Origin of the sequence: Inquilinus sp. CAU 1745 (assembly GCF_039839375.1) — a bacterium.
Taxonomy (GTDB): Bacteria; Pseudomonadota; Alphaproteobacteria; order DSM-16000; family Inquilinaceae; genus JBDOQU01.
The window spans coordinates 1-12372 of record NZ_JBDOQU010000023.1 but is presented as its reverse complement, the minus strand read 5'-3'; the positions used below and the strand labels follow the sequence as shown (position 1 = coordinate 12372).

The window sequence follows — 12372 nt, the reverse complement described above, 5'->3', positions numbered from 1 at the left end:
GCTAACCAGAAGCGCCGATGGACCGCAATCGCCGGCGGCCGCTTACCCGTCCGTCTCATGAGTCGCGACGCCGGCGCGGGAGAGCGCCTGGGCGAGATGCACGGCGGGCGGGCGATCGGTGACGATGCCGGTCAGGCCGCTGAGCGGCGCGGCGATCTCCAGCAGCCGCCGGTCGAACTTGCTGTGATCGACCAGCACGAAGCACTGGTCGGACTGGGCGATCATCACGCGCTTCACCCAGCAGGCGGGGGAGTTCACGTCCATGATGCCCTCCGCCCCCAGCCCGCCCGCGCCGATGAACGCCTTGTTGGCGTGGTAGCGCCGCAGGAATTCCACCGTCTCGCTGCCATAGATGCCGGCTTCGCGATGGACGTAGTCGCCGGGACAGACGATCACCCGGATCGACCGCCCGCCGCCCAGCGTGGAGGCGACGGAATGGCTGTTGGTCAGCACCGTCAGATCTTCCCCCACAGCGGCGAGATGGCGGGCGAACTGCGCCGTGGTCGACCCGGCGTCGATCATCAGCACCTCGCCGGGGCTGACCAGCGACACCGCTTTCTCCGCGATCCGGTCGCGTTCCTTGACGAAGGTCCGGTCGCGCTCCCCAAAGGTCGGCTGCACGCCCATCGGCAGGGCCGACGCGCCGCCATAGGCGCGGTCGACCAGCCCCTGGCTGGACAGGGCGTCGACATCGCGCCGCACCGTTTCGGTGGAGACGCCGAACCGGTCCGCCAGCTCTGAGATCCTGACCAGCGGCGTCAGCCGGAGGTCGGCCAGGATCTTCTCCCGGCGCTGAATCTTGGTCAGCCGGCCGTTCATCGGTCCCGGGCGTCCAGCAGGCTGTCGGCCAGTTCGGCGAAGCCCGCGCCGCCGGGCCGCGCGGTGATCCAGCGCGGCAACGCCTTCACCTTGCCCGCGAAGGCGGCGAAGTTGGCGACGGCGACGGAGTGGCGGAGATGGGCGAACATCGGCTCGTCGTTCGGCGAATCCCCGACGAACACCACATCCTCATCCTCCCGCGACAGGGTGCGGCCGAAGATCTCCGACAGCATCCGCCGGGCCATGCCCAGCTTGTCGTAGGTCCCGTACCAGCCATTGACGTGGATGGAGGACAGCTTCGCCGTCGCGCCGGCTTCCCGGAAGATGTCCAGCACCCGGTCGATGGCGGCGGCCGGCAGCATCGGCACGTCTTCGGCTATGTCGATCGCCAGATCGGTCTCCCGATAGGCCTGGTCGGCGGAGATGCGGGTTCCCGGCACCGACCGCAGGATATGCGCGCCCAGCCGCTCCAGCCGCGCCCGGTCGTCCGCCCGCTCCGCCGCCTCCTTCTGGAAGCGGCGGACCATGGCCTGCCGCGTGCGGTCATAGTGGAAGTAGAAGGCCCCGTTCTCCCCGATCACCCCGTCGACCGGCCACAGCCGGGCGATCATGTCGCACCAGCCCGCCGGCCGGCCGGTGACCGGCACGACGATCAGACCCGCCCGCTTCAGCCGCTCCAGCGCGTCGTAGGCGATGGCGGGCAGCGCGCCGTTCTCCGTCAGCGTGTCGTCGATATCGGTCAGCACCACGCCCACGCCGGCCCGCGCCGCGGCGGAGAAACCGGAAAGGGGACGCATCGCCGTCGGGCGCGCGCCCGACGGCTCCGCCACGGCATGTCCGGCACCGGCCGGAGAGAACGGGATATCCTGCCTGAGCTTCACCTTGATTGCCCTGGATGTGCTTGCCGGGATGCCCGACTTGGATGGTGATCGATTGATATCTACAACATAAATTGTTGCGAACTTCCACAAATCATCCGCTTGATTGTTGCTAATGGCCACACATCGCCGCTAATCTGCGCCCAGTTGCTCCGACGCCTCCGGACGCTTTCATGGGGAACGCCGGGACACCTCGCCGGCCGGGATCGGCCGGACAACGACAAATTACGGGAGGACTCGATCATGACAGAATTGGCCCTTCGCCGATCCCTCGTCTCCGCCGTCTCAGGCTGGACGCTCGGCGCGGCGCTCTGCTCGCTGGCGATACTCGCCGGCGGCCCCGCCGCCGCGCAGGATTGCGCCGCCGACAATGGCGATCTCGACGCGCGCTATTGCGACGCGAACGGCGATCTGGTCGCCGACGCGCCGACCGATCCGGCCGAGCTGCTGAACCCCGACACGCTGGTCTTCGCCTATACGCCGGTCGAGGATCCGGCGATCTACGAGGATATCTGGCAGCCTTTCATCGACCATCTGGAGGAGGTGACCGGCCGCGACGTCGAATTCTTCGCCGTCCAGTCGAACTCCGCCCAGGTCGAGGCCATGCGCAGCGGCCGGCTCCATATCGCCGGCTTCTCCACCGGCCCGACGCCGTTCGCGGTCAACCTGGCCGGGTCCGTGCCCTTCGCGATCATGGGGTCGGAAGACGGCCGGTTCGGCTACACGCTGCAGGTCTATACCCGCAAGGACAGCGGCATCGACGAGATGGCGGACCTGGAAGGGGCGCGGGTCGCTCATACCTCGCCGACCTCCAACTCCGGCAACCTGGCGCCGCGCGCCCTGTTCCCGAAGCTGGGCATCGTGCCGGAGGAGGATTACGAGGTCGTCTATTCCGGCTCCCACGACCAATCGATGCTGGGCGTCGTGGCCGGCGACTACGACGCGGCCCCGGTGGCGTCGGAAGTCGTGGACCGGATGGCCGAACGTGGCCTCTACGATCCGGAAGAGGTGCAGATCATCTACGAATCCAAGCCCTTCCCGACGACCTCCTATAACTATGTCTACAATCTGGACCCGGCCCTGGTGGAGAAGATCAAGGAAGCGTTCTTCACCTTCGATTTCGAGGGCACCGCGCTGGGCGAGGAGTTCGGCGGCGTCGAGCAGTTCATCCCGATCGACTACAAGGATGATTGGGAAGTGATCCGGGAAATCCAGGCGGCCAACGGCGTGACCTACACGCCGGAAGGCCTCGCCGCGGAGTAAGCCCGGAAGCAAGCCTGTCAGGCGGGCGGCCGTTTCCATGACGGCCGCCCGCTTCCTTTTTCTCTGGTAAGATGGCCGATGCTTAAGATCACCAACCTCGTCAAGAGCTACGGTTCCGACGACCCCGTCCTGAAGAATCTCAGCCTGACGGTCCCGGAGCGCAGCGTTGTCTCGATCATCGGCGCGTCCGGCGCGGGCAAGAGCACGCTTCTGCGCTGCATCAACCGGCTGGTCGAGCCGACATCGGGCACGATAGAGCTGAACGGCGTCGACCTGACCGGCCTGAAGGGCCGGGAATTAAGGAGCGCTCGCCGGCGCATCGGCATGATCTTCCAGAGCTTCAACCTGGTAGACCGGCTGACGGTGATGGAGAACGTGCTGTCCGGCCGTCTCGGCTACGTCTCCTTCACGCGCGCCGCGCTACGCCGCTTTCCTCAAGCGGATATCGACCGCGCGTTCGAACTGATGGAGCGGGTGGGCATCGCGCATTACGCCAACAAGCGCGCCGACGAGCTTTCCGGCGGCGAGCGGCAACGGGTCGGCGTCGTCCGGGCGCTGATGCAGCAGCCGGAGATCCTGCTGGCCGACGAGCCGACGGCCTCTCTCGACCCCAAGACGTCGGAGCAGATCATGGAACTGCTCCGCGCCTTGTCGGAGGAGCTGTCGCTGCCCGTCCTGATCAACATCCACAATGTCGGCGAGGCCAAGCAATATACCGACCGGATCGTCGGCATGCGCTTCGGCCGGATCATCTTCGACGGCCTGCCCGCCGACCTGGGCGAGCCGGCGATGGAGGAGATCTACGCCGGCACTCCGGCGGCGGACCGCGCGGGCGCGGCCGGCGATCCGACCGTCCTGGCGGCGGCCGCGTCGTGAGCGCGACCGCAGCCGGCCGGCGCTGGCGGAAGCCGCACTTCATCCCCAACCCCTTCCTGCGCTACGGGCTGATCCTGGGCGCGGCCTTCTACGTCTATTGGGTCCTGAGCACCCTGCCCTTCGACTGGGAGCGCATCCAGGAAGGCGTCCCGCGCGCAATCCGCATCTTCGACGGCGCCATCCCGCCCAGTTTCGCGCGGTCCGGCCTCCTGATCGACGGCTTCGTCGAAAGCCTGCAGATCGCCGTCCTGGCGACCGCGCTGGGGCTCCTGATCAGCATTCCGATCGCCTTCATGGCGGCCCGCAACCTTGCGCCGCTGCCGATCTACCTGCTGGGCCGCGGGATCGTCATCGTCGCCCGCAGCTTCCATCCCGTCATCGTGGCGATCCTGTTCGTGAAGGCGGTGGGGTTCGGGCCGCTGGCCGGCATCCTGACACTGACGATCTATTCGATCGGCTTCGTCGCCAAGCTGCTGGCCGAGAAGATCGAGGAGATCGACTGGGGGCAGGTGGAGGCGCTGAAGGCGTCTGGCGCCGGCTATTTCACGACGCTGCTCTACGCCGTCGTCCCGCAGATCATGCCCCGGCAGATCGGCCTCAGCATCTACCAGCTCGACAGCAACCTCCGCGCCTCGGCCGTCGTCGGCATCGTCGGGGCCGGCGGCATCGGCTCCACGCTCATGAACGCCTTCGGCCGCTACGACTACGATTTCGCGCTGGCCATCACGATGGTGATCATCGGCGCCATCCTGCTCAGCGAGGCGGCAAGCGGCTATATCCGGAAGCACATGTCATGACCACGGCGATCGCCCATCGCGAATGGCGGCGGCACACGCCGCGCCAGCGCCTTATCCGGTTCCTGGCCTATCTCGCCGCGCTGTCGGTCATCGTCTGGGCGGTGAGCGACGTCAATATCGTCGTCCCCTGGCTGCTCGACGCGCCCCGCGCCATCGGCGACCTGATGGGCCGCATGATGCCGCCGAACTTCGCGCAGATGGACGCGATCGTGAAGGCGCTGCTGGAGACGCTGAACATCGCCACCATCGCCACGGCGCTGGCGGTGGTGCTGTCGCTGCCGGTCGCCTATATCTCGGCGCAGAACACCACGCCCAACCGCGCCTTCCTGTGGCTGGGCCGGTTCATCCTGGTGTCCAGCCGGTCGGTCAACACGCTGATCTGGGCGCTTCTGTTCGTCGCCGTCTTCGGCCCCGGCGTGCTGGCCGGCATCCTGGCCATCGCCTTCCGGTCGATCGGCTTCCTCGGCAAGCTGCTGGGCGAGGCGATCGAGGAGGTCGACCGCATGCCGATCGAGGCGATCGAGGCGACGGGCGCCAGCCGGGCGAAGATCATCCTCTACGGTATCGTCCCGCAGGTCGTGCCGACCTTCCTGGCGGTCGCCATCCTGCGCTGGGACATCAACCTGCGGGAATCGACGGTGCTGGGGCTTGTCGGCGCGGGCGGCATCGGCCTCCTGCTCCAGGGCGCGATCGACACCTTCGCCTGGCAGGTGGTGGCGGCGATCCTGATCGCCATCATCGTCCTCGTCCTTATGGGCGAGGCGCTGTCCGGCTGGCTGCGCCGGAAGGTGATATAGGACCCCGCCTCAGCGGATGACCGCGAGGTCCAGGGGCGTCTCCAGCCCCGCGACCGGTCGGCCGCACAGCCGCTCGACAGGGAAGCGCGGGCGGTAGCCCTGGGCAAGCGCGGTGTCGAAGGCGTTCGCCTCGATGGTGGCGCGGACGCCTTCGGCCTTGTTGTGCTTCTCCAGCTTCGCGGCAAGGTTGACGGCGTCGCCGATGACGGTGAATTCCAGCCGCTCGCCATCGCCGACGGCGCCGAACACCACCGGCCCGGAGGCGAGGCCGGCATTCACCTTCAGCGGCGCGACGCCGTCCCCGTTCGCCCATGCGCCGGCGGCCTCCAGCACCGCGTCCAGCGACCGCAGCGCGTCCGCCGCCGCGGTGGGTGAAGGCCGCGCGGCGCCGAAGGTCGCCATGATCCCGTCGCCCATGAACTTGTCGATCGCCCCGCCATGGGCGCGGATCGCCGGCACGATGCGCGCCTGATAGTCGGTCAGGAGCGCGATGACCCGGTCGGGAGGCAGGCTGGCCGACCGTGCGGTGAAGCCCCTGATGTCGACCATCAGGATCGCCGCCTCCCGCACCAGCCCGTCGCCCGCAGCCATCGGCCGGTCGCCATGGGCGATGGCGTCGGCGATCTCCGGCGCGAAGAACCGCTTCAGTTCCCGCGAGGCCATCGCCTCCTGGACGGAGTCGACCAGCAGCCGCCTGGCGCGGCGAAGCGCCAGCGTCAGGATCGCCGTCACCATCAGGATGGAGATCACCTTGTCGAACTCGGCGCCCAGCAGGATCTTGTTGCCCGTCAGGTAGGCGACATAGTCGCGGGTCACCGCCGTTCCCGTCGGATCGGCGGCGACCGCGTAGAAAGCCATGGCGAGCCAGCCCGCCGCCGCTGCGATCCCAGCCGTCAGCACGAATTTGGAGTCGAACCTGAGCGCCCGGAGCGAGATGAAGATGAAGACGTAGAGCAGGGTCGGCGCCTTCAGGTAGAAGGCGGGCGGCTGCTCATACTGGATATGGAAGCTCCAGATCAGCCCCATGAGCAGCGCCATGTCGATGGCGATGGAGAGGGCAAGAAACCAGGAAGGCGTGAACCGCCGGTAGGCGAGCGCCAGCCGGGCCAGCGTGAAGGCGAGATAGGCGGAAAGCGCCAGAGGGACCGGCTCGATCTCCAGCCCCATCATCGGGTCGCCCTGGGCGCGCGGCGCGATGGCGTAGAGCGCGCCAAAAATGGCCCCGATCGCGAGCTGCACCCAGCCTATCAGGATCTCCGACCGCGCCTCCTGCTCCCCGATCGCCTCCGCCACCCCCGCCGGCAACGCCGCCTTCGCCGATATGCACATGGTCCGACCTCAGCCGCCTCGCGGACGACATCATAGGCGGGAAAGGGCCTCCGGCGCGGTCAACTCGTCGTGTAGCGGGCGAGATGAAAACCGCCGCGCGCCTACAGCCCCCCTATCGCCGCCGCCGTCTTGCGCAGCCAGAGGCTCGTCTCCAGCGCGTCGTCGGGCAGGGGGAGGCGGGCGGCGGCGGAGGCGGCGAGGTCCTTGGACATTCGCGTCGCGACGTAGCGGCTGGCGAAGACCGGCTGGAACCCGCCGCCGGCCATCAGCGCCCCGGCCAGCGCCTGTTCGTTATAGGCGCGCCAGCGCCAGGGGCGGACATAGTCGTCCGGCAGGCAGATGTCGTGGATATGCACGAGCACGCCCGCCGGCAGCGCCGGGATCACCCGGCCGAACAGGAAATCGACATCCGTGCCCGGCATGGCGATGTGGCTTGAATCGATGAACAGCACGTCGCCGGAGCCAAGGTCGCGAAACGGCTCCAGCCCCGCATCCTGGACGGTCGCGCGGATCGCTCGGACCGACGGCAGGGCGGAGATGTCGGCGCGCGGCGCGGGATCGATCGCCGTGATCGCGGTGGAGAGCCCGCCATCAGCGGCGGCGCGGGCGAGGAAGCGGGTCGAATGGCCGGAGCCGATCTCCACGATCCGCGCCGGCTTCGTCTCCCGGACCAGCACATAGGCGGCCGCCCCGTCCAGCCGTGGAAACCAGCTCTGCTTCCAGCGCGGCGCGGGCGGCGGCTCCTGGCCCAGCGCAGCCAGCGCCTCACCGTGCCGGTCCATCCAGCCAAGCATTTCGCGGAAGGCCGGCCGGGACCGGTCGAACAGATCCTCGAACGGCCGGTAGGGCGGCAGGGCGACGGGCGTTTCGGCGGCGTGGCGGTAGGGGATGAAATAGCCCTGCCGCTTCAGCCCCAGCACCGTCGACAGCCCCATGCGGAGCCGCCGCGCCTTCTTGGCGAAGCTCATGTCAGGCAGGGACCCATTCAGGCGTGAAGGACCAGGCCCTCGCGGGCGAAGATTGTGCCCGGGCGGATGGCGTCGGCCCTCGCCTCCAGATCGTCCAGGAACTCGTCATTATGGTGCGGGTCGTGATGGAAGGGCACCGCCAGCCTGACGCCGGCGGCGTCGGCGACGCGCAACGCCTCCTGCCAGGTCGAATGGCCCCAGGTCACGAATTTGGGGAATTCCTCGTCGGTGAACATGGAGTCGTAGACCATGATGTCCGCGCCGCGCACGAAATCGATCACCGCCTGGTCGGGCTTGCCCGGCACGTGCTCGGTATCCGTGATGACGCAGATGCTCTTGCCCTGGAAGTCGATCCGGTAGCCGCAGGCACCGTTCGGATGGTTCAGCGGGCAGGTCGTCAGCGTCACGCCGGGGGCGGGCGTCAGCGTGCTGCCGCAGGCGAAGTCGCGGAACTGGCAGCCGCAGAAGACGTTGATCGGCACCGGGAAAAGCGGCGCCATCATCATCTCGCACAGCACCCCCCTCAGCGTCTTCTCCGGCATCAGGTGCCCGGCCCAGAAATCGACGCGGGTGTCGGGCATGTAGGCCGGCTTGAAGAAGGGCACGCCCGCAACATGGTCGAAATGGGTGTGGGTGAAGAAGATGTCGATCTTCGGCGGCAGCGACTTCGACAGCTCGTAGCCCAGCTCCCGCAGGCCGGTGCCGCCGTCGATGATGATCCTGTGGTCGCCGCAGCGGATTTCCACGCAGCTTGTGTTGCCGCCATACTTCACGGTCCGGGGTCCAGGGCAGGCGATGCTGCCGCGTACCCCCCAGAACTTGATGAAGAAGTCGGATGAACTGTTCATCACCGCACTTCGCCGCAGCTTGGGAAAGAAGCCTCCATCCCTCGTGCGGATGGGGGATGAAAGCACTTTGGCAGCCGTCGGTTCCGGTGTCGAGACGACATCCGGGCCGCCACTTGCCATAATACTGGCATAGGGTCGAGCAATCTTCCTGTGCCCGCCGTCACAGGGCTTTTCCCAGCGTTTCCGCAGTTCGCGCCGGTCATGGATGCCATCACGGCGCCAGCCGGTAGCCGCCCGGCTCCGTCACCAGGATCTCGGCGTTCGACGGGTCGCGCTCGATCTTCTGGCGCAGGCGGTAGACATGGGTCTCCAGCGTGTGGGTGGTCACCCCGGCATTGTAGCCCCAGACCTCCCCCAGCAGCACGTCGCGGCCGATTACCTTCTCTCCCGCCCGGTAGAGATATTTCAGGATCGCCGTCTCCTTCTCCGTCAGCCGCACCTTCCTGTTGCGCGGTTCGTCGATCAGGATCTTGGCGGCCGGGCGGAAGGTGTAGGGGCCGATGGCGAAGACGGCATCCTCGCTCTGCTCGAACTGGCGGAGCTGCGCCCGCAACCGGGCCAGCAGGACGCCCAGCCGGAACGGCTTGGTGACATAGTCGTTGGCCCCGCTGTCCAGCCCCAATATGGCGTCGGCGTCGCCGTCGACGCCGGTCAGCATGATGATCGGGCAGCGCACGCCGTTGCGGCGCATCAGCCGGCAGAGGTCGCGCCCATCCATGTCCGGCAGGCCGACATCCAGCAGGATGACGTCGAAATGAGAGTCTTTCACGGCGGCCAGCGCGTCGGCCGCCGTCTCGGCCTCCGCGGTCGTGAACTCCTCGATCAGCTGAAGCTGCTCGGCCAGCGACCCGCGCAGCGCCGGGTCGTCATCGACCAGCAGCACCTTCTTGGCCGGAATCATGCGGCTCCCCTCCCCCTCGCGCCCTTCTCGTTCACCGGCGTATCTCGACCCCGCGCCAGAAGGCGACATGGTCCCTGATCTCCGCCGCTTCGGGCTTAGGATCGGGGTAGTACCACGCCGCGTCGCGGCTTTCCACGCCGTCGACCGACACGGTGTGATAGCGCGCCGTGCCCTTCCACGGGCAGACGCTGGTCGTGTCGCTGGGGGTCAGGGCATCCGCCCGGACGGCGGAGCGGGGGAAATAGACATTACCCTCCACCTCCACGAAGGTCGGACTGTCGGCGATCACCTGGCCGTTGAACAGGGCGCTCGGCATGGCTCTGTTTCCTCTCTGCCGCTGGAAGGATATCGCGAAGCTTGCAAAACCCATAACATCGAGGAGACGCGATCGTCCGCGATGATCCGTGTCACATGGCCGTTCGCGGCTTCACCCGCGGCATGGCGATCCCCATCTATCCCGAACCCACCCCCAACCAGCCGATCCAGATGACAGACCCTTCCCCATCGCTTCCCCCGCCGCCGGACCGGCAGGCGTCGCTGCGCGCGGTCGATCGCGCCTGCGCCGATCTCCGCCGCGGCGATTTCGTGCTGGTGAGGCCCGACCAGGGGCCGGCCCTGCTGGCCCATGCGGCGGAGAGCGCGACCAAGCGGTCGATCGAACGGATGCGGGCGCTGACCGACCAGGAGCCCGATGTCCTGATCACCTGCCAGCGCGCCGCAGCGCTGGGACTTTCCGCCGTGACGGAAGGCGTGCTGAAGCTGCGGCCGGGCGAGAGGCTGACGGCCGAGCTGGTGCGTCGCCTGAGCGATCCGCTGGAACCGGTGGATGCGGCGGCGCTCCGCGACCTGCCGACGGAGACCACGCCGCCCTTCGCCCATGACGGGGCGACCGCCGTCGCCAAGCTGGCGAAGCTGGCGCGCCTGCTGCCGGCCGCCCTGGTCGCGCCGGTCGACCGGCCCTTGGGCACGGAAAGGCTGCTGGCGCGGACGGACATATTGTCGGTCAGCGCCTTCGACATCGACTGGTACGACCGCCACGCCGCGCGCGGCCTGCGCCGGGTCGCCGACGCGTCGGTGCCGCTGGAGGGCGCGGAGCAGACCGCCATCGTCGCCTTCCGCCCGACCGATGGCGGGCAGGAGCATCTGGCGATCGTGATCGGCGAGCCCGACCCGGCTGCCCCCGTGCTGGCGCGGCTTCATTCGGAATGCTTCACGGGTGATCTTCTGGGCTCCCTGCGCTGCGATTGCGGCCCGCAGCTTCGCGGCGCGATCGCGGAGATCTCCCGCGCCGGCGGCGGCGTGCTGCTCTACCTGGCGCAGGAGGGACGGGGGATCGGGCTGGTCAACAAGCTGCGCGCCTACCGGCTCCAGGATGGGGAGTTCGATACGGTCGACGCCAACGAGATGCTGGGCTACGACGCCGACGAGCGGCTCTACCTCCCGGCGGCGGAGATGCTGCGGCAGTTGGGATTCGGCCGGGTCCGGCTGATGACCAACAATCCCGACAAGGTGGACCAGCTCGTCGCCTGCGGGATCGAGGTGGCGGAGCGCGTTCCCCACGCCTTCCCCGCCAACGGCCACAACGAATTCTACCTGGCGACCAAGCGCGCCCGCAGCGGCCACCTGCTGTAGCCTTCCCGCCAGAATCTCCCGGCAGAGTCTGCCGGGTCGGCAGGATAATGTCGGCCCGGTGCGCGGCGACCATAGCGATTCCAGCGCCTTAGTCCTGGCACGGCGGTTGCTTCCTCAAGAGACGGAGGTGCCGCCCATGCCCATCGAACGTCACGGACTGAATCTTGATACCGCCCGGGAGTCCGGACGCGCCTGGAATCGCGAAACATCGGCCCAGCGGCAGATCGCCGCCAACCGGGAGCAGCGGGCGGCGGAGAACGAGTTCGGCTTCTGGGACCTGCTGGACGTCATCAACCCGTTGCAGCACATCCCCGTCGTGTCGACGATCTACCGCCATCTGACGGGCGACGAGATCGGCCCGGCCGCGCGGGTCGCCGGAGCCACCCTTTATGGCGGCCCGGTCGGCCTTGTCGCCAGCCTGGCCAATGTGGTGAGCGAGGAGGTGACCGGCCGCGACATCGGCGAGACCACCCTGGCGATGCTGACCGGCGACGATGGACGCGGCGGCGGCCCCGACGCCGCCCCTGTCGTCCAGCCCGACGCCGTGCTGGCCATGGCCCCCGCGACGACCCCTGAAGCCGTCGCTCGGCCCGTCCCCCCAGTCGCCCCCCAGGCCTCCGCCGATCCTGCCGCCCGGTCTGCCGTCACCGCCCCAGCGACGGCCGTCCCGGCGGAGGTCCAGCCGGCCGGGCCGCCGCCGATGCAGACAGCCAAGCTGGAGAACGGCTTCGCCCTGCGCCCCCAGGATTGGCAGTCGAGCCGGTTCTTCCAATCCATGCCGACTCCCCCGGAAGTCGAATCGCCTGCCCCGGCGCGCACGATCGCCGCCGCGCCCGGCGAGGCGGTGCCGATCGATGGCGGGCTGGACGCGGCGCTGTCGGCCCTGGCTGGCGGTTCCTCGCCAGCGGAAGAGCCTGCGCCCTCCGCTGAAAGTCCTGACAATCGGGTTCCCGATGCCCAGATCCCCGACGCCATGATGCGGGCGCTCGACCTCTATCAACAGTCGCGTCCGGCCGCGCCGCCCGGCGGCGCGCCGGCCGGGGCCTCGCCCATCGTGCCCGGCCTCGACATCGCAGCCTGACCGGGTCTGGTTTATCAGGTCCATGCTTTTGGCCTCGGCATGACCACAAACAAAGAAGTCATTCCGGCCTCCGAGCCGGCAACTGTGTTGTCAGGCCCAGGCTTTACGGTCTCTGAGCATGGCGTTGAGGTGGGTGAGGAGCTTTCTGGCGACGGCGATGATGGCGACTTTCTTGGTGAGTGA

13 protein-coding genes are annotated in these 12372 nt (G+C 68.2%); 6 read left to right on the top strand and 7 right to left on the bottom strand.

Annotated elements, in window-relative coordinates:
• Positions 1-42: 42 nt before the first annotated feature.
• A complete protein-coding gene (locus AAFN89_RS19870; protein ID WP_347540965.1) occupies positions 43-819 on the bottom strand; it encodes a DeoR/GlpR family DNA-binding transcription regulator in 777 nt (258 codons plus the stop codon).
• Complete coding sequence (locus AAFN89_RS19865) at positions 816-1700, bottom strand: HAD-IIB family hydrolase (protein ID WP_347540964.1); 885 nt, start codon at positions 1698-1700, stop codon at positions 816-818. The genes AAFN89_RS19870 and AAFN89_RS19865 overlap by 4 nt, the downstream gene beginning before the upstream one ends.
• A 240-nt stretch (positions 1701-1940) precedes the next feature.
• Between AAFN89_RS19865 and phnD the strand changes: the two genes are divergently transcribed.
• From phnD to phnE (AAFN89_RS19845), 4 genes are all read left to right on the top strand, one after another.
• A complete protein-coding gene (gene phnD / locus AAFN89_RS19860; protein ID WP_347540963.1) occupies positions 1941-2960 on the top strand; it encodes a phosphate/phosphite/phosphonate ABC transporter substrate-binding protein in 1020 nt (339 codons plus the stop codon).
• A 78-nt stretch (positions 2961-3038) separates the two neighbouring features.
• On the top strand, positions 3039-3836 hold the full coding sequence (gene phnC, locus AAFN89_RS19855; protein ID WP_347540962.1) for a phosphonate ABC transporter ATP-binding protein: 798 nt from the start codon (positions 3039-3041) through the stop codon (positions 3834-3836).
• Positions 3833-4633, top strand: a complete 801-nt coding sequence (gene phnE, locus AAFN89_RS19850) for a phosphonate ABC transporter, permease protein PhnE (RefSeq protein WP_347540961.1) — start codon at positions 3833-3835, stop codon at positions 4631-4633. Before phnC ends, phnE (AAFN89_RS19850) begins: the two co-directional genes overlap by 4 nt.
• Positions 4630-5430: a phosphonate ABC transporter, permease protein PhnE gene (gene phnE / locus AAFN89_RS19845; protein ID WP_347540960.1), complete on the top strand. Its 801-nt coding sequence runs from the start codon at positions 4630-4632 to the stop codon at positions 5428-5430. The genes phnE (AAFN89_RS19850) and phnE (AAFN89_RS19845) overlap by 4 nt, the downstream gene beginning before the upstream one ends.
• 9 nt (positions 5431-5439) lie before the next feature.
• On the opposite strand, the gene AAFN89_RS19840 is transcribed toward phnE (AAFN89_RS19845), so the two are convergent.
• From AAFN89_RS19840 to AAFN89_RS19820, 5 genes are all read right to left on the bottom strand, one after another.
• On the bottom strand, positions 5440-6759 hold the full coding sequence (locus AAFN89_RS19840) for an adenylate/guanylate cyclase domain-containing protein (RefSeq protein ID WP_347540959.1): 1320 nt from the start codon (positions 6757-6759) through the stop codon (positions 5440-5442).
• A gap of 101 nt (positions 6760-6860) precedes the next feature.
• Complete coding sequence (locus AAFN89_RS19835; protein ID WP_347540958.1) at positions 6861-7727, bottom strand: class I SAM-dependent methyltransferase; 867 nt, start codon at positions 7725-7727, stop codon at positions 6861-6863.
• 17 nt (positions 7728-7744) lie between these two features.
• Positions 7745-8575, bottom strand: a complete 831-nt coding sequence (locus AAFN89_RS19830; RefSeq protein ID WP_347540957.1) for an MBL fold metallo-hydrolase — start codon at positions 8573-8575, stop codon at positions 7745-7747.
• Between the two features lie 211 nt (positions 8576-8786).
• A complete protein-coding gene (locus AAFN89_RS19825; protein WP_347540956.1) occupies positions 8787-9476 on the bottom strand; it encodes a response regulator transcription factor in 690 nt (229 codons plus the stop codon).
• Positions 9477-9507: 31 nt separating this feature from the next.
• Positions 9508-9792, bottom strand: a complete 285-nt coding sequence (locus AAFN89_RS19820) for a DUF427 domain-containing protein (RefSeq protein ID WP_347540955.1) — start codon at positions 9790-9792, stop codon at positions 9508-9510.
• A gap of 95 nt (positions 9793-9887) precedes the next feature.
• On the opposite strand from AAFN89_RS19820, the gene AAFN89_RS19815 reads away from it, so the two are divergent.
• Complete coding sequence (locus AAFN89_RS19815) at positions 9888-11108, top strand: GTP cyclohydrolase II (RefSeq protein WP_347540954.1); 1221 nt, start codon at positions 9888-9890, stop codon at positions 11106-11108.
• 136 nt (positions 11109-11244) lie between these two features.
• Complete coding sequence (locus tag AAFN89_RS19810) at positions 11245-12189, top strand: hypothetical protein (protein WP_347540953.1); 945 nt, start codon at positions 11245-11247, stop codon at positions 12187-12189.
• Positions 12190-12372: the final 183 nt, after the last annotated feature.

Coding starts and splice junctions, on each gene's coding strand:
- AAFN89_RS19870 (WP_347540965.1), bottom strand. CDS start 819: ATGAACGGCCGGCTGACCAAGATTCAGCGCCGGGAGAAGATCCTGGCC.
- phnD (WP_347540963.1), top strand. CDS start 1,941: ATGACAGAATTGGCCCTTCGCCGATCCCTCGTCTCCGCCGTCTCAGGC.
- phnC (WP_347540962.1), top strand. CDS start 3,039: ATGCTTAAGATCACCAACCTCGTCAAGAGCTACGGTTCCGACGACCCC.
- phnE (WP_347540960.1), top strand. CDS start 4,630: ATGACCACGGCGATCGCCCATCGCGAATGGCGGCGGCACACGCCGCGC.
- AAFN89_RS19840 (WP_347540959.1), bottom strand. CDS start 6,759: ATGTGCATATCGGCGAAGGCGGCGTTGCCGGCGGGGGTGGCGGAGGCG.
- AAFN89_RS19835 (WP_347540958.1), bottom strand. CDS start 7,727: ATGAGCTTCGCCAAGAAGGCGCGGCGGCTCCGCATGGGGCTGTCGACG.
- AAFN89_RS19830 (WP_347540957.1), bottom strand. CDS start 8,575: ATGAACAGTTCATCCGACTTCTTCATCAAGTTCTGGGGGGTACGCGGC.
- AAFN89_RS19825 (WP_347540956.1), bottom strand. CDS start 9,476: ATGATTCCGGCCAAGAAGGTGCTGCTGGTCGATGACGACCCGGCGCTG.
- AAFN89_RS19820 (WP_347540955.1), bottom strand. CDS start 9,792: ATGCCGAGCGCCCTGTTCAACGGCCAGGTGATCGCCGACAGTCCGACC.
- AAFN89_RS19815 (WP_347540954.1), top strand. CDS start 9,888: ATGGCCGTTCGCGGCTTCACCCGCGGCATGGCGATCCCCATCTATCCC.
- AAFN89_RS19810 (WP_347540953.1), top strand. CDS start 11,245: ATGCCCATCGAACGTCACGGACTGAATCTTGATACCGCCCGGGAGTCC.